The sequence below is a fragment of the Sphingobacterium paramultivorum genome, from assembly GCF_014109745.1.
GTDB lineage: Bacteria > Bacteroidota > Bacteroidia > Sphingobacteriales > Sphingobacteriaceae > Sphingobacterium > Sphingobacterium paramultivorum.
Genome location: NZ_CP058555.1, coordinates 597,202 through 617,442, shown reverse-complemented (window position 1 = coordinate 617,442; position 20,241 = coordinate 597,202). Strand labels below are relative to the sequence as shown.

Annotated in this window: 14 protein-coding genes; 3 read left to right on the top strand and 11 right to left on the bottom strand. The window is 40.3% G+C overall.

The genetic code is table 11. The features are described from left to right. Positions 1 to 85: 85 nt before the first annotated feature. Positions 86 to 2,617, top strand: coding sequence for an outer membrane beta-barrel family protein (locus HS960_RS02295; RefSeq protein WP_182331165.1), 2,532 nt, complete (start codon positions 86 to 88; stop codon positions 2,615 to 2,617). A gap of 77 nt (positions 2,618 to 2,694) precedes the next feature. Here HS960_RS02295 and HS960_RS02290 read toward each other — a convergent pair whose 3' ends face one another. The 3 genes from HS960_RS02290 to HS960_RS02280 form a co-directional block, all read right to left on the bottom strand. Next, positions 2,695 to 3,405: an HAD family hydrolase gene (locus HS960_RS02290; protein ID WP_159727752.1), complete on the bottom strand. Its 711-nt coding sequence runs from the start codon at positions 3,403 to 3,405 to the stop codon at positions 2,695 to 2,697. A 99-nt stretch (positions 3,406 to 3,504) separates the two neighbouring features. After that, a complete protein-coding gene (locus HS960_RS02285) occupies positions 3,505 to 3,954 on the bottom strand; it encodes a DoxX family protein (protein ID WP_159727754.1) in 450 nt (149 codons plus the stop codon). 52 nt (positions 3,955 to 4,006) lie between these two features. Beyond that, complete coding sequence (locus HS960_RS02280; protein ID WP_159727756.1) at positions 4,007 to 4,573, bottom strand: Crp/Fnr family transcriptional regulator; 567 nt, start codon at positions 4,571 to 4,573, stop codon at positions 4,007 to 4,009. A 144-nt stretch (positions 4,574 to 4,717) separates the two neighbouring features. On the opposite strand from HS960_RS02280, the gene HS960_RS02275 reads away from it, so the two are divergent. Both HS960_RS02275 and HS960_RS02270 read left to right on the top strand, forming a co-directional pair. Beyond that, entirely contained in the window at positions 4,718 to 5,974 is a 1,257-nt protein-coding gene (locus HS960_RS02275; RefSeq protein WP_182331164.1) for a hypothetical protein, read from the top strand. Between the two features lie 161 nt (positions 5,975 to 6,135). Further along, positions 6,136 to 6,891: a helix-turn-helix domain-containing protein gene (locus HS960_RS02270; protein ID WP_182331163.1), complete on the top strand. Its 756-nt coding sequence runs from the start codon at positions 6,136 to 6,138 to the stop codon at positions 6,889 to 6,891. A 58-nt stretch (positions 6,892 to 6,949) separates the two neighbouring features. Here HS960_RS02270 and HS960_RS02265 read toward each other — a convergent pair whose 3' ends face one another. The 8 genes from HS960_RS02265 to HS960_RS02230 form a co-directional block, all read right to left on the bottom strand. Beyond that, the gene (locus HS960_RS02265; RefSeq protein ID WP_202883740.1) at positions 6,950 to 8,536 is read right to left on the bottom strand and encodes a glycoside hydrolase family 16 protein; all 1,587 of its coding nucleotides are present in this window, start codon (positions 8,534 to 8,536) and stop codon (positions 6,950 to 6,952) included. Positions 8,537 to 8,755: 219 nt separating this feature from the next. Next, positions 8,756 to 10,747: a hypothetical protein gene (locus HS960_RS02260; RefSeq protein WP_182331162.1), complete on the bottom strand. Its 1,992-nt coding sequence runs from the start codon at positions 10,745 to 10,747 to the stop codon at positions 8,756 to 8,758. A gap of 6 nt (positions 10,748 to 10,753) precedes the next feature. Continuing rightward, positions 10,754 to 12,277 (bottom strand): hypothetical protein, encoded by a 1,524-nt coding sequence (locus HS960_RS02255; protein WP_182331161.1) that lies wholly within the window; start codon positions 12,275 to 12,277, stop codon positions 10,754 to 10,756. A gap of 61 nt (positions 12,278 to 12,338) precedes the next feature. After that, positions 12,339 to 13,967 carry a RagB/SusD family nutrient uptake outer membrane protein gene (locus tag HS960_RS02250; protein ID WP_159727766.1) on the bottom strand — a complete coding sequence of 543 codons (1,629 nt, stop codon included), beginning with the start codon at positions 13,965 to 13,967 and terminating at the stop codon, positions 12,339 to 12,341. 17 nt (positions 13,968 to 13,984) lie between these two features. Further along, entirely contained in the window at positions 13,985 to 17,320 is a 3,336-nt protein-coding gene (locus tag HS960_RS02245; protein ID WP_202883739.1) for a SusC/RagA family TonB-linked outer membrane protein, read from the bottom strand. A 109-nt stretch (positions 17,321 to 17,429) separates the two neighbouring features. Then, entirely contained in the window at positions 17,430 to 18,482 is a 1,053-nt protein-coding gene (locus HS960_RS02240) for a FecR family protein (protein WP_182331160.1), read from the bottom strand. Between the two features lie 60 nt (positions 18,483 to 18,542). Beyond that, positions 18,543 to 19,091, bottom strand: coding sequence for a sigma-70 family RNA polymerase sigma factor (locus HS960_RS02235; RefSeq protein WP_182331159.1), 549 nt, complete (start codon positions 19,089 to 19,091; stop codon positions 18,543 to 18,545). Between the two features lie 251 nt (positions 19,092 to 19,342). Then, complete coding sequence (locus HS960_RS02230) at positions 19,343 to 20,176, bottom strand: universal stress protein (RefSeq protein WP_153845756.1); 834 nt, start codon at positions 20,174 to 20,176, stop codon at positions 19,343 to 19,345. Positions 20,177 to 20,241 lie beyond the last annotated feature (65 nt).

Here is a 20,241-nt window from a genome sequence, read left to right as displayed (position 1 = left end):
TGATTGCATAGCTAAAAAATCCTTTTCAAATTTGTGTACTATCATACAGCCTAATCCGCATAGACGATAGTATAGCAAAGAAACAATGAAAAGAATTATAGCAATAGCGCTAATGGCAACTGCGGTTGCTTCTGTACACGCTCAAGCCCCTGCAGGCGGCCGTCCTGCTTTCACCATGTCTGAAGGCCAGATATCGGGTCAGATTGTAGACGGTGAGGGGAAACCTATTTCGCAAGCTTCCGTGAATTTATTGAAGGTCGTCAAAGACCAAACTACAGGTAAAGAAAGGGAAATTCTCGTAAAAAGTACCAGTTCATCGGAAAATGGAAAATTCAATTTCCCTGGTATTTCACCAAAAGAAAAATGGAAGCTAAAAATTAGCTCTGTCGGGTATACGTCAATCGATCTTGCTGTAGACTATAGCGATAGCAAAACAGCAGCTAAAGATCTTGGAGCGATCAAACTGGACAATGACACGCGTAAACTCGATGAAGTCACTGTTACGGGCCGCAAAGCACTACTCGAAATGGACATCGACAAAAAAGTCTTCAATGTAGAGAAAAATATCGTTGCAGCTGGAGGTACCGCCATCGATGTACTCCGAAATATGCCTTCTGTACAAGTAGATATCGACGGAAACGTAAAACTGAGAAATGCAGCCCCTACAATTTTTGTCGATGGAAAACCTACAACACTCACCCCCGACCAGATTCCTGCCGATGTGATCGATAAAATCGAAATTATCACAAATCCTTCCGCCAAATATGATGCTTCGGGAAGTATGGCCGGTATCCTCAACATTATTCTGAAGAAAAATAAGAAAGCTGGATACAATGGTATGGTCACCTTAGGTGGAGACCGCTTTGGTGGAACCAACTTTATGGGTAGTTTAAATCTGCGTCAAAATAAATTCAACATCTCACTGACGGGAATGAATATGCGCATGCGGACCAACACCGAGGGCGACAGCCACCGTACCAGTACAATTAATGGCATAGAATCAACAGTAGATCAAGATATTGAAGGCAAAACAAAAGGTATGATTACCTTTGGCCGACTCGGCGTAGATTACGACTTAAGTCCCAAAACAACGCTATCTGTAGCCGGCGTATTGGTTCAGGGTAAATTTAAGCCAAATGAGAACTCGTCGATCTTAACCACCTCTAGCAACATCGAATCACGCAGCGATCGGATTTCCGAATCTGAAAGAAGCTTTAAGCCACGCGGGTTGCAGGCAGGTCTTGTTCAAAAATTCAAAACTGAAGGCGAAGAATTATCTGTCGATTTCAATTATTTTGGCGGTAACAACACATCCAATGGTTTATACACCACCAATTACCGCAATGCAAGCAGGGAAATCAGCGGAACTCAAATCCAAAAAAACATCGGTTCCGGTGACAATAAGTTCATGACTGTGCAGGCAGATTATGTCAAACCATTCAAAAATGGCATGAAACTCGAAACTGGTGTGCGTGCACAGATCAATAAACTCAAAAATCTCAATAATAATTCCTTAAAAGCAGTGGACAAAGATGATTTTGAGAATATCACCGCAGCTTCAGCGAACTATAACAATAAGAACAGCGTCTATGCAGCCTATGCCTCAATTGGAGGAAACCTCAAAGACTGGGTATCCTATAAAGTTGGGCTGCGCGCAGAAAGCTCAACTTACGACGGTGAACTTTTGAATACAAACGAAAAGTTCCACAACAAGTATGCCCTTAGCTTATTTCCTTCTTTGTTCTTGAGCAAAAAGCTAACCGAAAAAGACCAAATACAGATGAGCGTAACCCGTCGTGTCAACCGCCCGAACTTCTTTCAGCTCATCCCATTTGTTGATTACACGGACAGCTTGAATATTACACGCGGTAACCCTGACCTTGTTCCTGAATTCACAACATCCGGCGAACTTTCCTACAGCCGTACACATGGAAAAGGTACATTTTTGGCAACGGTATACTATAAACGCACAAACAATCTAATTACACGTTACCTGACACAGGAAGTCAATCCAGTCACGAACAAAATGGATTTCATTAATACCTATATCAATGCAAATTCCAGCAAGAATTATGGGGCAGAATTTACTTATACCAATAATCTCAAAAAATGGTGGGATCTGACTGCAGACCTTAACTTCTATAATTCCAAAATTGAGGTGGATGAGAAAACGCCTTCGGAAGGTATGTGGACAGTATTTGGAAAATTGAACAATACATTCAACTTACAGAAAAACTGGAATCTACAGCTAGCGTTTGAATATCAAGGCAAAACAAATATGCCAGTTACGCAGGGTCAAACATTCGGTCCACCAATGAACCAGGCGCAAAGCTCTTCACAAGGCTATATCAAACCATTCTATGGTATCGACTTTGCCATTAAGAAAAGCTTCTTGAAAAATCAGGCTGCCTCAGCAACATTGGCAATCAATGATATCTTCCGAACACGTGGCAATACCATTGTTTCATCGGGTGAAGGATTCTCTCAAACCTATTATCGACTGTCGAATCCACAGTTGATCAAATTGAATCTTTCCTACCGTTTTGGAAAAATGGATATGAATATGTTTAAGAAAAACAAAAACCAGAATTCAATGGAAGGCATACAAATGCAATAACATGTGGATCATATCACAATCAAAAGCGGGTATTTCTTGTAGGAAATACCCGCTTTTTTATTAAACAGGGTCAAAGACTAGACGACTGTATTGGATATATTCTTCTTTTCAAGTATTTCAACAATTTCCAGTAGATCATCAATCACATAATCGGGATTTGCCGATCTGAGTTGAGCCGCATCATGTGCGCCTGTTGTTATGCCAATACTCAAAGCGCAACCCGCTTGTTGCCCCTCCTGTATGTCAATAATAGAATCACCAATTTTAACGACGAAACCCGGATCCGTAATTTCAAATTTTTGCATGGCCAGATGAATCATATCTGGATAAGGTCTGTTTCGAGGTACATCAGAAGCAGTAATTAACGCATCTACATCTTTGCCAACTTTCCAATTAAGCTTCTCCAAAAGTGACTCGGCTGTCTTACGATCATAGCCCGTATTGAGCACACGCAAGATACCCCGCTCTTTCAAGATCGCAAAAAGTTCTTCCGCATTCGAATTAGGGTAAATTTCCTCGACTTCATAAGCATGTTCCAAGTCTTTCAAAAACAAAGTAAACATCCGTTGAGCCAATTCATCATCATCAACATCCAAACTATTTTTGAGTACAGTCTTGATTGCCTGTAACTTCTCCTTACCTGCAGCGTGGGCCAATACCTCTGTTAATGTCAGTTCGTATCCCCCTACCGTATTTATAGCATTTCTAAGTGTCTTATAAACAATATTATTTTCGTTTACTGTCGTACCTGCCATATCAAATACGACCATATTGATGGCTTCTTTCATTCTATTTAATCTAAAAGTTTAGCAAAAATAAAAAAATGTTAAATAAAACTAAACAAAACCATGTTAATTTATTGCTATGCTTTAGTTAAGAAAACTACTTTAACGCACCACAAAATAATAGGTCCAGGCGATCAGCAAGATTTGAAACGGAATACGAAACCACAAATAGTTTGGACCCGCGCCATCAAAAGTAGCCGTCTCGTAATTGATACGCCTTAAGTTTGCCCGAATATTTGTAGGTAATACCAGTAGAAAGAAGACAATTAAAAGGATTCCCGTTGTGCGGCTCACCTGCGGGACAAATAGCCCAATAGCAGCTATGAATTCCATTAAACCGGTTCCATAGATCATTTCTTTTTTAAATGGAACAAAGTCGGGTAGCATCAACATCATTCCTTTGGTATAAAGTAGGTGTCCCAATGCAGTGAACAACAGCATCACCGCCAATCCAACTTTACCCGCTAAAAGAATATCCATCTCCCCCTTCAACAGCAATAGGATGAGATTGGATATAATGCAAACGACAATTAAAACAAAAAATGGTTTCATCTTTTTTATAACAAAAATAGGTGCCCTTCCTTTTGTTATCAATGAACATTTGTTAATAAATTTCTTTCCTGATCCGGCTTAACGATTGCGGTCTAATACCAATATAAGAAGCCAGATATTTTAAGGGAATGTTCCGAATCAGTTCGGGTTGCTCACGCATCAATTTGATATACCTGGTTTTTGCCGAATCTTCAAGTAGTGTCAGTTCCCGTTTCATTTTTTTTAGAAAAATGTCCTCAACCGCTTTCCGACCAATGAGGTTACCAACCGTTGTTGTTTGATATACCGTATGGAGATCCTCAAACGATATCCGCCATAAAATACAATCTGTTATTGCCTCGAGATGATACGATGAAGGCTGCTGCGTCAAGAAGGAATCGTACCCACTTACAAAAGAGTTTTCGAAAGCAAATCCAAAAGTAAAATCATAGTCCAGTTTTGGGATATTGAAACGTACAATTCCTTTTTCAATAAAAGATAAATACTGTTCAGTTTTTCCGATTTCCAAAATCAATGACTTTTTTGGAAACTCCATCTTAACAAGCTTAGCGGAAAATACTTCCCAGTCCATATCATTCATGACAACGAGCGATTCAAAATATTCTTTGATCTTGTCCATGATTCCTATTTTTTAAGAGCAAGATAAAAACTTCTGTTCAAATACATCGTAATGATTATTTACTATTTAATCGATTATTTATTTCAATAAACATACGACCTATTTTATCAAAAAATATTAACTTAAATACTATAAACTTTAATCATGAATATTCTTAACGAAAACGGCCCAGAACGGTGGCCTGCCTTTAGAAAATTAGGTTTTCGATTTTCCTTTATTTTCATTTTGTCGTTTATTCTTGTTTTTAATAACGGCACTTATCCTTTATATGGATATATCAGCACCCCTCTTACCCATTTTATGCAAAGGTTGACTCCCTGGTTTGCAGAAAATATATTGGGCTATTCTTACGACCACAGCATCTTCATCAACGGAAGTGGAGATACCTCCTATGCCTGGGTATCCCTATTGATCCTACTCCTATTGGCATTAGTTGGGGCAGCTTTATGGTCCATATTGGATCGAAGAAGAGCCAGCTACACAAGCCTTTTCTATTGGTTAACCACAGCAATACGCTATTATGTTGCTTTTATGCTTATTAACTATGGACTGTACAAAGTCTTCTATATGCAAATGCAACCGCCGAGGTTAACACAACTTCTCCAGCCATTGGGCGAGTATTCTCCTATGGGGCTGGCATGGACCTATATCGGTTACTCTCAAGGCTACAATATACTTATTGGTTCAGTAGAAATATTATCGGGCTTATTGCTTTTCAGAAAAACGGTAGTTGCTGGTGCACTTATTACAGTTGCAACAAGTATTAATATTATGGCCGTTAATTATTTTTATGATGTTCCTGTTAAAATGGTCTCCACAGCACTCCTGCTATTTTCCATATTTCTACTGCTTCCCTACTTAAAAGCATTGTTCGCAATTTTTATTTCAGGAAAACCTGTACAGTTACTCCCTATCCAACAACCCCTATTCAACAAAAGCTGGAAAAGAAAAAGCTTGTTTATCGCCAAATTGGCCGTGTTACTTCTCTTTATCGTGCAACAGGGCATGGGTATATTAAGTACAAAAAAAATGATAGCTGAGTACCTAACGAAGTCACCACTATATGGAATCTACCGTATTGAACAAGCGGGAACACAAGGCAAATCAATCCCCGAAGATTGGCGACTTATTGTTTTCGAAATTGATAACAACAAGGTCTTAATACGCAACACAGACTATACCCCACAAAGGGAGAGCGTTGTTATTGATGCAGCCGGGAAGAAAATTACCCTAAACAATTATCAATTTGATTATCAGATCAACCCTGACGGAAATATTCTTCTGACAAAAACCTTTAATGAACATACAGCGCACATTAAACTTATTAAACAAGACGTGCAAGCGTTCGAATTAATACAGCGCAAGTTTCATTGGATACAGGAATATCCCTATAATCGTTAAATAAGAATCGTAAAACCTCAATAAAACAAATCGTACACTTAACACCTCCCCAGACCAAAACAACTATGTTTAATGCTGCAAACATAACAACATGCGACGACGAGGTAGAGCATCTCGGTTTTTTATATCGAATGCGGAATATCAGGGTACACACCTACCATATGCTCAAAAGCAAAGAGGTGGTGACCCTTATCTTAATACATTCGGGCGGAGGTAGGCGTGAGATTGATCAGAGGCAACATAATATAATGGGTTATCAAATTCATCTAATGTTCCCCGGTCAGTCAAGTTCTTTCTATTTTTTCAAAGAAACCGCTGTTTATCATTTTAGAATTCCCTGGCAAAATTTTGAAAAATTATGTCATACGCTTTCAATCAACATAAAACTCCTTAAAGATTATCCGATACTTCAGGTCACGCCATATAAATTTGAAACGCTCCGCTATGAATTCGATAAGATCCGTAATGAACTCTATCGCTATCAGCCAACATTATCACTCATTTTATCACGTTTGGCAACTAGCTTACTAGAGATTAACCACTCCTTAATCAAACACATCGGTAATTTAGCACCATACGCTTATCCAGCCATCCTGAATCGCTTTCTTGAATTAGTAGAACTTCATTATAAACAAGAACACCATGTCGCTTATTATGCAAATTTACTGAATATAACTGCAAAAAGTCTTTGGATGCAAACACAGCAATACATGGAGACTAGCCCCCTCAAACTGATTCATAATCGTTTGTTAAAGGAAGCTATGCACCTGCTGAGTTTGGGGGCCAATCCAATCAAGACTACCCTGATTGAATTGGGTTTTGAGGATTCCGCTACTTTCTCTCATTTCTTCAAGAAACAGACAAATATGTCACCTTCAGCATATCAAAAGAAACATTTACCGCATAAAAAAACATAAAAATGGCTCCTACGTGATATACATGGAGCCAATATTTATTAAGAAAAATGCATTATAACTATCTTTTTTTCAACGTGATATTATCCAAAAATGCGCTTCCCTTTCCTACATTGGTAAATCCGATCCGAACAATTTTTTTATTCGGATTGATCTCCTTGCCAGTAACAAAATCAAGCTCCTGCTTTCCACCTTTTTTTCCTAAATCAGGTATTAACGTCTTTAAATTCGACAACTTTCCTGTTACGACAGCGACATCATCGACTTCCACTTGGACTTTGTCTCCTTTACTCCAATAGACAAGTTTGAAGTCTTGTTGGGGTTCCAAATAAACATATTGCTCTATTTTTTGACCCGGTGCAAGTACCACCGCTTTGCTCCCCTTTTCTCCGCGCCATTCTTCGATGACCGCTGCTCCTTCCCAAGGTGCAAGGCCAGACTTACTCTCAAAATCTGGATTAGGCAATTCATTACCATCTTTTAAAGGCCAGTTATACGCCCGAATATAATCGACCTCCATATTGACTCCGCCTTCAGATCCATAGGCTCCAAGAAATACGTTCAAAAAGTGGTTGGGTGAATAAATCTGATTTTTATTCGTATACGCTTTGATCAGGTCTCCATTGATATAATGTTTAATACTTGTAGGTGTCCACAATACCCCATGTGTTACCCATTGTCCGACATGTTCATACCCCTCCGCAATATGTGTAGCAAGATTACGTTGAAATACCCCTTTTTGATCAACATGTCCATGTATCACAAACTGAGCTGTAATATATTCGAAAACGTCGATTTCGAAAAGCTGTCCCTTGGGGCGAATGCCTTTAATTCCGTCGACTTCGGATCCTTCTTGAAGATAATAACGAATATCTGGTCCAGGTGAATCAAACCAAAAAGCGGTATTTGTTCCCTTGGGACTACCCTGTCGGTTACGTCTTACCTTAACTTCAAAGTACCCACCTTTGCTGTTGTCCAGTAAATTTTCATTGGACTTCCAATCGTAGGTTTGGATGGATGAAATCTTCTGGTTGCCACCCGCTGTAAAAATCCGTTTGGGAATAGTATCATTGACATACAAATTGATCGCTGATCCATTTAAAGTATAAGCGGGTTGTGGCAAACGATCATGCAACATTTCATCCTTGGATTTTGCATTCAGATAGTTCAAGGATGAAAAATAGTTGGTCGTCCATTTATTCCGATTAAGTAATTGATCGTTAAATTCATCCTGCCAATAGACTTCCATACCAACAGGAACTGCTCTTGAACTTGGATTCTTTTGCTCTTCATCGAGTTCAGTATCATCCAGCTGCCATCTCTTGCTCGTATACACTTTTCCATTCGCCAAGGATTTTCCTGTAGCAGATTCTATCCAGATATAATAGGTCGTTTCAGGATCTACCTGCTGAATATAATAACGTTTGACACCTTCTGCCAATATCGCATTGGCTGTCTGCGGTTTCTTATTCGTTTTTGCCCAAAAGACTTTCGATCCGGACATGCTCGGTTGATTATCCTTCATGTCTACACGGATCCAGCTCCGGGTACCAAATAGCTGTAATGGTACATTTGACCTTGTCATTTGAGCCGATAGCCCTAGCACTGACAATACCTGAATACCTGCAAGAAATAGATATTTTTTCACAATTTTCTTATTTTATAAACGAACAAACTATAGTCAATCTGCTTACGAACAGACTATAACCTTACGATAATAACGAGAATTATCAGCATTGACAACTCTGATCAAAACGCAACCGTTTGTTCAATTTAGCTATTCCGAAAAATAATAGACCCGCTGAGGTTTCAACCGAAGCTTGACTAAAAAAAATCTCCACAGGACGACTTGTGGAGATTTTTTCGGTTAATTTAAGGTGATACTGATTGCCTGCTGGCTCAAAATTGGTTTTTGAATGAGTTGACCATCTTGCTGTTTCACGATAAGAAACTCTTGTTTGCCTTTCCGGGATACCTCAATATCAAACACCCGGTCAAAAGCCTTTATACGTCTAAGCCGCATATACTTCCATTCCTTTGGCAAACTGGGACTTATACTAAACTTTCGAAAACCAGTGGGTACAATATGAAATAATCCTTCTGTTATGACCCGGCAATACAAGGCACTTTCGGCACTTAAATGCCTTTGTCCACCTTCAGGCCAGGCCTCAACCGGATAGGGTACATGATCCCCCAAAAGACGCATTGAAGAGTAATACTTAAAATAAGGCAGCGCCCTTTCGGTTGCTCCCGTCATAAAAAATCCCTTAAAAGCATATAAGGTTGCCCGATCCCAAAATACCTTATCTCCGGATTGTGTGAGTATACCGTTGTTTGTCCAGAGATATTTTGATAATAATGCATCAACTGTTCCAGCACTCCGCTCGGTGATCCCCATGGTCATAGGCAAACATATCCAAGCCCTTAAGATGGTATTGCCATCGTAATAACGGTAGGTGGAGTAGCCTTGCACATCAGCACCAAAATAACGCACAATCGAATGACGGAGTTCTTCAGCCTGTCGTCTGTATTGCAGAGAAAGATCCTCCTTTCCCAATTCATGAGCAAGGTCTGCCGCACTCTGAAAGGCACCATAGGCGATACTGTTTGTCGACAGATTAATTTTACCTGCCGGTGCTCTCCCCTCCAGTTCGTCACTATCCGATCGATAAACTCCTTCACTTGTCTTTTGCCGTTCCAGGTACTCAAAACACCAGTGGATCAATGGCCATAATTCGACAGCAATATCTTTCTTTCCCAATGCCAACGCATACCGGGATGCTCCATAGGCAATCATAGCCATGTCCCCTCTATCTTTAGCACCATTCCAATAACTATCGCCCTCCGCTACAATTGAGCTCGGAATTGGTTTATAATCCGAATTCATAAAATGGGCAAAATGGCGAAAAGAGTTTATGGCGCTTTCATTGCCGTTGCGATTGCCCAAGAAAGGAAAGAAAGGATTGGCATATTCAGCCTGATCATTTGCCCAAATAGCAGCATAGTAGCTTAAGCCCCCTGGACCGTGCATCAATCCGCCTTTCGTATCATAAATACTTTCAGTTGCACGAATCTTAGCAAAAGCAAATGCTGTATTAATCGTATCATTAGGGGTTTCCAGCATTAGATCGTCGGCTAAACTTTTCACAAAATCCTCCCTTTTCTGTAATTCATAAGAAGGAGAATACTGATAAACAGGTGTTGAAATTTTCTTCCCTTCATACACAATATCAAACAGATAACTCTGCTTTGGCTCAAGATTTGGCACCAGACTATCTCTTACCAACGCCTGTACAACATATTGTCCATAAACACTTTTCACAGGGTCGGACAGGAATTTCGAATACTTGTTAATCAGATCGATTCGCAGGGGTTTATTCCCCGTATTCACCAACTTAACGCGTTCAATCAAAACAGGTTTATCGACAGATGGGAATAACGTCCGCTGTACTTCCAGTGCTGAATTCGTCGTTGAATAAACAGCTAATTTTCCGTCAAGTACAAAACGTCGCGGATACTCATCGACCGCTACGCCATCTACTTTTATCAATAAAGACTTAGTATCCTGAAAAGGTACGGTTAAACTTGCATGTGTATTGTTGGGAACTGTCCGCAACATGGGAAATACGATCTTTTTGTCCAATAACAGACGACCTTCGCGAACACCGTAGTAAACGACCGCAGCGGATTGTAACCCGGCCATTTCAATATGATCTTCGTGATTCTCACCCTGCTTAACCTTCCATTCAATCCTATTCCCATTTAATAGTGCCCATTTTTTTGAATTTTGAGCTACCGTCAAATTCCACTGCAACAGGCTCATGGCAATGATGCCCAAATAATATAATTTAATTTTCATGACGATCTATAATTGAGTTGCTACGGTATATTGCCTATCGCGGCCAATCTTCACCTCGATATAGCTGTAAGTAAAACCATTTTTCTGACCAATATGACTTTTTTTCTTGATACCATTAACGTAAAGATAAGGGTGACTTCCCGGAAAACCAGCCTGCCAGTACTGCGTCGCCTCTCCTCCTGAGTACGACAAAGTAGTTCCCGATATCCCCTGTTGATTCACCGTATACATTGCCCCACCAATCTTCACATTCGACACTTTAACCCGTTCAATATCCTGAGGAAGGTGGGAACAAGTTTCTAAAGAATTACCTTTTGCCCCAGGATTAATCCCCATCATATCTTGCACAACGTTGCTTATCAGCACAAAAGAAACTTCGGGGTAATCACCATTGGTACCCGTCAATGTAGCCATGGCATGCACCGTATTAATTTTTGATATAATATATTTCAGCCATTTCCAACCTCGTTCGTTCTGTCCATATTTGAAAAACAATTCGGGAACATAAGTGATTGCTTCGATATTTTCGGGTAGTCCTTCTTTTGAGCCAAGTTGTGCATCGATATAATCCAAATAATTCAGATGTCTATTTGATCGCTGGTCCGTAATTTCTTTTAAGGGGAGAAACCAAGAATTTTCTTTCCCCCATCCAGACACGGGCAGATTATTTTTATCGTAGCCTCGATTATACAGTTCTTTATTGTTTTTTACCCCCCATTCTGTATTAAAATAGTTCCACAATACTTTTGCCTTCTTGTTGTAGGCCTGAGCTTGGGAGCGTTTACCCGTTAATCGTAAAAGTTTAGCGAAGGCCAAATAAGCCTGATACTGACTTCCAATACCGTCACCGGCCTCAATTAAAGTTTGGTCACGGTGTTCATTGTAGGTAGCCGTACCTTTGAAAATATTGCCCGAACCTTCGCTTTCGGCCACGCCGTTTGGTTTTTTAATATCATGCAATGCTACAAAATCACTTACCGCTTTTGTGTTGAATAACAACAAAGCCGCATCATTAAGATACCGTTGATCCTTGGTCCAGTCATAGAGCTGCGCATTCTTTTCAACCAACTCAAACACTGCCGGTATCTCACGGACAAAGTCATCGTCATTTCTGTAGTCTAACGTATAAGGGCTCCCATCAAAATTGATCGCCCACAGAGGAAACCACTTTCGTTCCTTCGTAGCACTTGCCGCGAAAGCCCGAAGCATCGTAAAATTCTCTTCTTCCAAACCCAACAGATGCGCTCCCACCGCTTGGTGACAGAAATCACGCGAATAGAAGGCTGTTCGTAAAGGATATCCCGCCCAATAAGCCGGTTGATACGAAGCAATGTCTGCAGATTGATTTTTCTTGTAAACATTGACTGGTCCCCGCGTTCCGGTAACAACAAAAGATCGTGCTTTCTGCTTAGCCCAGTCGAAGACCTCCTGGAGTTCCTTTTGGTCCGTATCGATTGAAATATCTTGCTTCTGCGCAAAAACACTGACAGAAAGCATAGTCTGTACTGCAAATAATAAAAAGGTTTTCATAAGTAGTAGCAATTTAATAAACCAAGGATCTGCATAGGACAGACCCTTGGAGGTTGGTTGATTAGTCGTAACTTGGATTCTGTTTCAACAATGCATTTCGTTGAATCTCACTGCGTGGAATTGGAAGTAAGTAATGCTGAGGAAAGAACTTCCGCTCCTGAAGCACCTCAATTTTATAACTTTTCTTCTTCGTTTGGTCGTCCCGTACAATGATTATTTTTCGTGCCGGTTTGTTTTCAGTCTGTTCAGCAATTTTCCAACGTCTTACATCAAAAAAACGATGATCTTCAAAGGCAAGTTCTATGCGTCGTTCCTGCTGTATCTTTCCCAAAAGCGCGGCACCCGTGCTCGTAATTGCAGGAAGTACGCCTACCTTCCCACCACGTGCACGCTCTCTAATCTTATTGATGTACGTGCGAGCTACCTCTTCATTACCCAATTGATACTGGGTTTCCGCATAATTTAGATATATCTCACCCAGACGCATATAAATCCAAGGTTGTGCACTTTTATCATTCCACGGATTACGCAAACTTTCATCCATAAACTTACGGATCGTATAATGGGTCTTCGATGCATTCCAATCATCAATACCGAATTCGCTATCCTTACCACTATTAGCCCGGTTTCCTGTTGAGGATACATAAAACTCAATCTCTCTACCCCTAAACTGCTGACCATCACAAACAATAGAGGCATAGAATCTAGGCTCACGATTTTCCCAAGGTTTGCCATCCGCATAGGCCTGTGCAGAAGGCATAGAACCATCTTCCATCTCATAGGCATCGACCATGTCCTGAAGCACACAGGTTCTTGACCAACCTGTAAAACCATTCGGAGAATCGGACCAGTCAAAAGAATGTCCAAATTCAGTATTGAACTGCTTCATAAAGATGATCTCTTTACTCTTATTACTTGTAAAAAGCTGTTTGTAATTTGCATCAAGCTGGTATTGATTGAGGTCCAGCACAGCCTTTGCCGCATCAGCAGCTTTTTGCCATTTCGCCTTATCATTGGATGGATTCCAATATGGACTTGCAGCATACAATGTTACCCGTGACTTCAGTGCCAATGCTGCACCTTTAGTTGCCCTACCAAAATCCTTTCCTTCGTAACTGAGGGGGAGCAACCCAGCAGCTTTATCCAATTCTTTCACAATAAAGTCTATACATTCATCGTAGGAATTACGCGGCACCATCATATCGCTGTTCAGATCGAAAGTTTTTGTGATCAACGGAACACCTCCAAAACGCGAGACAAGATCCGCATAAAAGAATGCGCGAAGAAAGATCATCTCGCCATTCAACCGATCGACTTGCCCTTTGTCGGCTTTCAACTTATCAATATTATCAAAGAAGATATTGCAGTTCTTAATCGCTTCATAATAAGCATTCCATGTAGAGTAGTCCCCAAACTGGTCTGCCGTCACTTCTCCCCTGTTGTATAAATAAGGGTTTCCCGAATTGAAATTATGATAAGCCTCGTCCGAAATATACCTTAAACCAAGATTTCCAAAACCGTCCTGTATTTCTGTATAACGTTTATTTACATACGTTTCGGTCAGTTTCAGATCCGAGAATATAGCATCTCCGGTAAAGGAATCCAACGGTTTAACATCCAAATAATTTGAACAGGATGTCAAACAGCTTGCAAAAAAGATCGTTATATATAATTTTATCTTTGTATTCATCTGTCAATAAATTTTCTTTAAAAACTCAAATTCACCCCTGCACTATAAATCCGTTGTTGTGGATAGTACATACCACCTGCATTTGTTCCTTCAGGATCCTGTATCTTGATCTGATCGATCGAAAACAAATTAAATCCACTAATGAATACCCGTAAGTTTTTCATTTTGATTTTTTCCAGCACTTTAGGCGACAATGAATACGCCAACTCCACATTTTTCAGTCTTAAAAAAGAGGCATTCTTTAACCAGAATGTCGAATTCATGCTATTGAATGTATCGTCACGGTCGAAGGCTCTTGGATACAGGGCATTAGGTGTCTCTGTTTCAGAAATCCATCTGTTCTCAAAATAAGTTACATCTCTGTTGTAACTCCCGGGTTTAATGATCTGTTTTGCACGTCCCTGTCCTGACCACAGGATATTTAAATCAAAATTTTTCCATTTGGCACCCATTGTTATACCATAGGTAATTTCAGGAATCGGACTTTCATAGATACGGACCATATCATTGCTGGTAATTTTTCCATCGCCATCCACATCCATATACTTGATATCCCCTGGCATCGTATTCAGCAAATGTGGTGAGGCATCAATCTCAGCCTGATTTTGATAGATACCGTCTGTCTTATACACCAGCCATGAGTCTATACTATGGTCTGTCCGACGCTGCCATTCCGGCGTATTTTGTGCTTCGTCAAAAAAATGAATCTTATTACGTACAAAAGTGAAATTTCCACCTACCGAATAGCTAAAATCATTGATCTTATTGCGATAAAGCAAACTACTTTCCACCCCTCTGTTTGATATTTCACCAATATTTTGGTCAGGCAGCGTTAATCCTGTATAGCGTGGTACAGAAGCTTGTTTGGGTGTTAGGATGTCCGTACGCATCGAATAAAAATACTGCAAATCAAAACTCAAGGTATTCTTGAAGAAAACAGACTCAAAGCCGACGTTTTTCGTATCCACTTTTTCCCAGGTAATGTTCGGGTTAGCCAATCTTCCGACGGTAAAACCCTTTGTTCTTTTGGGATCAAGACCAAACATGGCACCATCTCCAAGAACATAGGTACTGATATATTGAAAAGGATCCACCCGGTCGTTTCCTAGCTTGCCCCAGGAAGCCTTGATTTTCAACTCATTGATAAAAGGCACATTTTCCTTAAAAAAATTCTCCTGAGAAATACGCCAGCCTGCCGATACCCCTGGGAACCAACCCCAACGTGCATTGCTGATAAAGTTTTGTGAACCATCTCTTCGCACTGTAATATCAGCCAGGTACTTATCCTTAAAACCATAACTTACACGACCAAAATAATTCTGCCTTGCCGAAATCGTTGCTTTTCCGTCATTATTTTTTTGATTGTCACTTCCCGCAAATAGGTAATCTACGGCATCGCTTAAGAAGTCTCTCCGATACGCCGAAAACCAATCACCTCTGTTCTTGCTCTGCTCATAAGCAATGAAAGCATTGACACTATGTGAGCCGAATTTCTTATCGTATCCGATTTTAAAATTCCAGGTCTCAGTACGTATATCATCGTTTCTTTCAGTAAGGTTGATATTTGCATCGCCCGTTGTCTCACGGATATTATCGTAATTCTTTGTTGCAGGATTATAACGATAAGCATCCCACATATCATTCAGCTTCTTTTCATGTCTATATTGTGAATCGAATGCTGCATAACCCGAAAAACTTAATCCATCTAATAACCAGGGTGTTTTGAGATCAAAACCTGCTTTTGTATTGACAAAATTATCCTTTACACGCTGATAGCCGGTCTTGCCCGAAGCCAAAATCGTTAAATTGTTACCCCACGAAAGACCTGGACCAGGTAATCCATTCGGATAATAGTCAGGCAAAAAAGGATAGGCATGGAACGCTTCCCAAAAGAAGGTTCCCATATCGTAGTTTGAATTATTCCGATTTTCCTGTCTGGTGGCTACCTCAACTAATACCGAAAGGTCTTTGGTTACCTTAGCATCCAAGTTGGTACGAAATTGAACCGTCCTAAAATTTAGATCTGTATTTCTAAATCCTGGCTTTTGATAAAGGTATCCTCCAGAAACATAATAACGCACTTTTTCGTCTCCGCCACGAAGTGACAAAGAATGTTGCGTTTGTGGAGAAGATTTAAATATGGACTTCATCCAATCGGTGTTGGCATACAATAAGGGATCAATCGTTCCATCCAGATATTTCCCCTTGATATCTTTATACTTTTCAGCACGCCCAAAATGTGCATTGATTTCATCATCATACACCATAAATTGATAAGAATCCATCAGCTTTGGTGTTCGTGTATGTTCGGAGAAACCGTAACTACCATCATAGGTGATCGTAGGTTTATCACCATTACCGCGTTTCGTAGTTACCAAAATAACCCCATTCGCAGCTTGGGCACCATATATTGCCGCCGAAGCATCTTTTAAGACTGAAATTGTCTCGATATCGCTTGGATTTAGCCGTTCTATTCCTCCGCGATTGGCCACACCATCAATGACATACAAAGGACTGTTGTTCCCCAAAGATCCCTTGCCGCGGATATAGATCTGCGATTGATCATTTCCAGGTTCACCTGAGCGATTATTTGCCACTACACCCGGCATTCTTCCTGCTAGGGAATTGGACAAATTCGGCGCAGGAGATCGCTGCAGCTCGCTTCCTGAAACCTGGCTCACCGAGCCGGTCAATGTTGCTTTCTTCTGTGTTCCGTACCCAATGACCACAACCTCTTCAAGCTGTGCGAGATCTTCCTGGAGAACGACATCAATAGCCTGCCGCTGATAGGCAATCTCTTGCGAAAGGTATCCCAAATAAGAAAATTGTAAAATACTATTTTCTTTTTCAACAACAAGCGAAAATTGGCCGTCGCTATTCGACTGCGTCATTTTATCCGTACCTTTTATACGTACCGATACTCCTGCCAAAAGCTTTCCTTGCTGGTCTTTGATTGTACCGGAGGCGATTCTGTCCTGAACCTTCGCTATGGAACGAATAATAATACGGTTTTCGCTGACCATATCCATTTCTAAGGATTCTTTGGCCAAAATAGGCGACAAAAGATCGATCCATTTTTTATTGCGGACGTCAACATGTTTTATTTTAATCGCATTGATCGTATTATCGTTGTAGATAAAATTGATCTTGGTCTGCTCTTCAATTGAAGTCAATAGGTTTTTGAGTCGGATCTCTTCAAAACGTAAAGAAACTGTCTTCTGCGCTTTCGACTCTTTTGCAAATCCAGTGGCAACACATGCAAATAAGAAAATGATTACAAACTTGGCCATTAACAACCATTTTAGATAATACGAGATAGGCACATGATAAAGAACATGTGATTTTTTTTTCATAATTTTGGTATTTAAGAAATAATCGATTGGCATCCTACTTTCCTAGGGTCCGATGCCATTGGTTAAAACATTGGGTATTGCTCACTATGAGGGATACCCTTTTTTTATATTACTTTACATAAAGCGTATCATTTTGGGTATAATAATTTAGTTTAGTACCTGTACGCTTGATGACATTCAAGACTTCTTCACAGGTTGTTTCGTCAAATATACCGGTGATGGGCTCTTTTGCGAGCTGCTCATTTTCGACTACAATGGGTTTACCGAACCAACGCTCCATCTTCTTCGCAACCACTTCAAAACCTTCGCCATTGAAAACCAATCTATTTTTCATCCAAAGTGTTTCAGTAACTTCGGCATCAACGAGGTCAAGCTTTGCAAAGGTCACTTTTGGTTGCAGGACAACATGCTTGCTCCGATGATCATTCGTTGATACAGGTTGATTGATCACAGACACCTTATTACCCGGCAAGAGTTCATACAACTTCTCCTGCTTATTGTCCATAACCTTCAGTCGTACTTTCCCTTCGATCAGGGAGGTCGTCGTCATGTTCTCATCCGGAAGCGCACGAAGGTTAAATTTTGTACCTAAGACCTGTACCTCCGCGTAGGCAGTTTTGATCTTCAAGGGTAAATTGGGATTCTTGGCAATAGCAAAATACCCTTCACCAACCAATTCCAATACGCGATCAGTTTTACCAAATCCAGCCTTCAATCGCAATACACTTTCATTGTTAAGCCATACCTCCGAGCCATCGTTCAATTTGATCGATTTACGCTCGCCTTTTCCGGTAACAATGGTTTGCCATTCAGCATCTGCAGTCAGCCTTTTATCATTTTTGATAAACCAAAAGGACAATACTCCAAAAACTATAAATAGGCTAGCGGCAATGGATAGTAGCTTAACTTTATGGCGACCTATAAATGGACGGGCGGTTATATCCTCGACAGCAGTAAGTTCTATTGGTCTTGACTTTTCATAGCTTATTTCAGCTTCTAGATCTTCTTCCCCATGCTTCTGCTCTAAATAGGCCAATAACTCCCTCTTACTTTTGTCGGCACGTAGCAAGTCATCCAGCCCGATTCTCTCCTCCGCTGTGAGTTCTCCCGCTAGTAACTTTGCCGCTAAAAATAAAAAGTATTGTTCCTCAGATGAAAACATGTGCATTCGGTCTATTTGGAGTAGAGACACCAAAAGAAACCAAAACCCCCAATAGAAAAATTATTTTTTTTCTTTAATACTGGACCACAGCTTTTCTAAGGCAATTTGAATGTGTCTGTCTACCGTTTTCTTAGATATCCCCATCATTTCCGCAGTTTCCAAATACGTTTTTCTTTCCTCTTTCACCAGTTTAAAAGCCTCCTTAGTTTTGGGCGGGAGCCCTTCGACAGCCCGTTGAATACGCTGTATGCTTTCTGTAGATATTAAAATCTGTTCCGGGGTATTTTTATCGATCAACGTATCCTGATATTCCGTTCCGTCAGTGAGTATGACCTGACGGATGCGCAGAAGGTTAAGGCATTTGTTTTTTATCGCCCGAAGCAAATAGCCCTCGACGTTTGCGATGTTCATTAGATCAGGACCCAGGTACCAAATTTTCCAGAGGACTTCGGAAACCACATCTTCGGCTAGTTGCTTATCCTTGATAAAAGAAATAGCATTACTCTTCAAAACCCCATAATTGGCCACGAAATAAGCCTTAAACGAGCTTTCATCTCGATCAATGGCAATATTCTTCTTATTTTCCGCAGATAAGGGTTTCAAATACATTGGTTACGTTGCAATTCGCAGCACAAGTTAAACAAATTCATTCCAAGAATGCAAAAAAAATCGAAAGCTCCGTGCCCGGGCTTGCTCATCAAGTACACAAACTACATGTACAAATCGTGTATAAAAAATGGATCAGACAACTCGAATTTTCCGTGCTAACGCGTTCTGTAGCATTGGTAAAGTCAAGAAAAAAGCCGCTTGGAAAATCCAAAACGGCTTGATATATAGCGTAAAAAAAGTTTCCACTCAGATTATTCATGCAAAACCAAAATCGCTTTAACTGATCGGTTCAAAACTTCATTCACCGTACTACTTGCAAATAAACGGTAAATCATATTATGGTTGCGTTTGACCAAACACAGAATATCGGTCTGATTGTTTTCAACAAAATCAACGATCGCATGTGATGGGCGTGTATCATCCTCATCCACATAATTAAAGTTGATATCTACGTTAGGAAGCAACTGACGCATTTTTTTCTCCCCATTGCGCACTAGCTTTTCGTCCAAATCCCTTTCTGAGACGTGTAGAATTTCCAACTTCTTGGGGTCCGAAAGTTTTAAAATACGATTGAGTGCCTTGACATCACGAACAGACAATTTTGTTGTTTTATAATCCGTTGCCAATGTAATGACCGGAATAGCGGACAGATTACTTTCAGGAGGTACAATCAAGGTTGGAATACGCAATTTTGTCACAGCCATACTCGCATTACTACCGACAATTTCTTTAATGCCTGTCGCCCCGGTAATTCCCATCACCAAAAAAGAAACATCTGTATATTCAACATACTTTGTGACTACATTACGCAGATAACCTACTTCAACAACGGTTCGCACTTTGAGGTCATTGTATTTATTTTCCTGGACCACCTGATCAGTCCATTCTTGCAAAGCAGCACGTTTTCTAGCGTAATAATCTTCTATAAAGATCGCGTTATAAGTACTGTTGTTGATCCCTTCTGTCGGGTGTATGGCATGTACAACAGCAACTTCCATATTCAAACGAGAAGCCAAAGACAAGGCGTAACGCAAAGCATGACTTGCATTGATTGAAAAATCGGAGGCAACAAGAATTTGTTTCATTTTTTAAGTTTTTAATATTAACCTGTCAATAGCCATGTGTACAAATGCAATGGATGACAAAAACA

Coding starts and splice junctions, on each gene's coding strand:
- HS960_RS02230 (WP_153845756.1), bottom strand. CDS start 20,176: ATGAAACAAATTCTTGTTGCCTCCGATTTTTCAATCAATGCAAGTCAT.
- HS960_RS02285 (WP_159727754.1), bottom strand. CDS start 3,954: ATGAAACCATTTTTTGTTTTAATTGTCGTTTGCATTATATCCAATCTC.
- HS960_RS02260 (WP_182331162.1), bottom strand. CDS start 10,747: ATGAAAATTAAATTATATTATTTGGGCATCATTGCCATGAGCCTGTTG.
- HS960_RS02295 (WP_182331165.1), top strand. CDS start 86: ATGAAAAGAATTATAGCAATAGCGCTAATGGCAACTGCGGTTGCTTCT.
- HS960_RS02235 (WP_182331159.1), bottom strand. CDS start 19,091: ATGTATTTGAAACCCTTATCTGCGGAAAATAAGAAGAATATTGCCATT.
- HS960_RS02280 (WP_159727756.1), bottom strand. CDS start 4,573: ATGGACAAGATCAAAGAATATTTTGAATCGCTCGTTGTCATGAATGAT.
- HS960_RS02250 (WP_159727766.1), bottom strand. CDS start 13,967: ATGAATACAAAGATAAAATTATATATAACGATCTTTTTTGCAAGCTGT.
- HS960_RS02290 (WP_159727752.1), bottom strand. CDS start 3,405: ATGAAAGAAGCCATCAATATGGTCGTATTTGATATGGCAGGTACGACA.
- HS960_RS02275 (WP_182331164.1), top strand. CDS start 4,718: ATGAATATTCTTAACGAAAACGGCCCAGAACGGTGGCCTGCCTTTAGA.
- HS960_RS02270 (WP_182331163.1), top strand. CDS start 6,136: ATGCTCAAAAGCAAAGAGGTGGTGACCCTTATCTTAATACATTCGGGC.
- HS960_RS02255 (WP_182331161.1), bottom strand. CDS start 12,277: ATGAAAACCTTTTTATTATTTGCAGTACAGACTATGCTTTCTGTCAGT.
- HS960_RS02245 (WP_202883739.1), bottom strand. CDS start 17,320: ATGAAAAAAAAATCACATGTTCTTTATCATGTGCCTATCTCGTATTAT.
- HS960_RS02240 (WP_182331160.1), bottom strand. CDS start 18,482: ATGTTTTCATCTGAGGAACAATACTTTTTATTTTTAGCGGCAAAGTTA.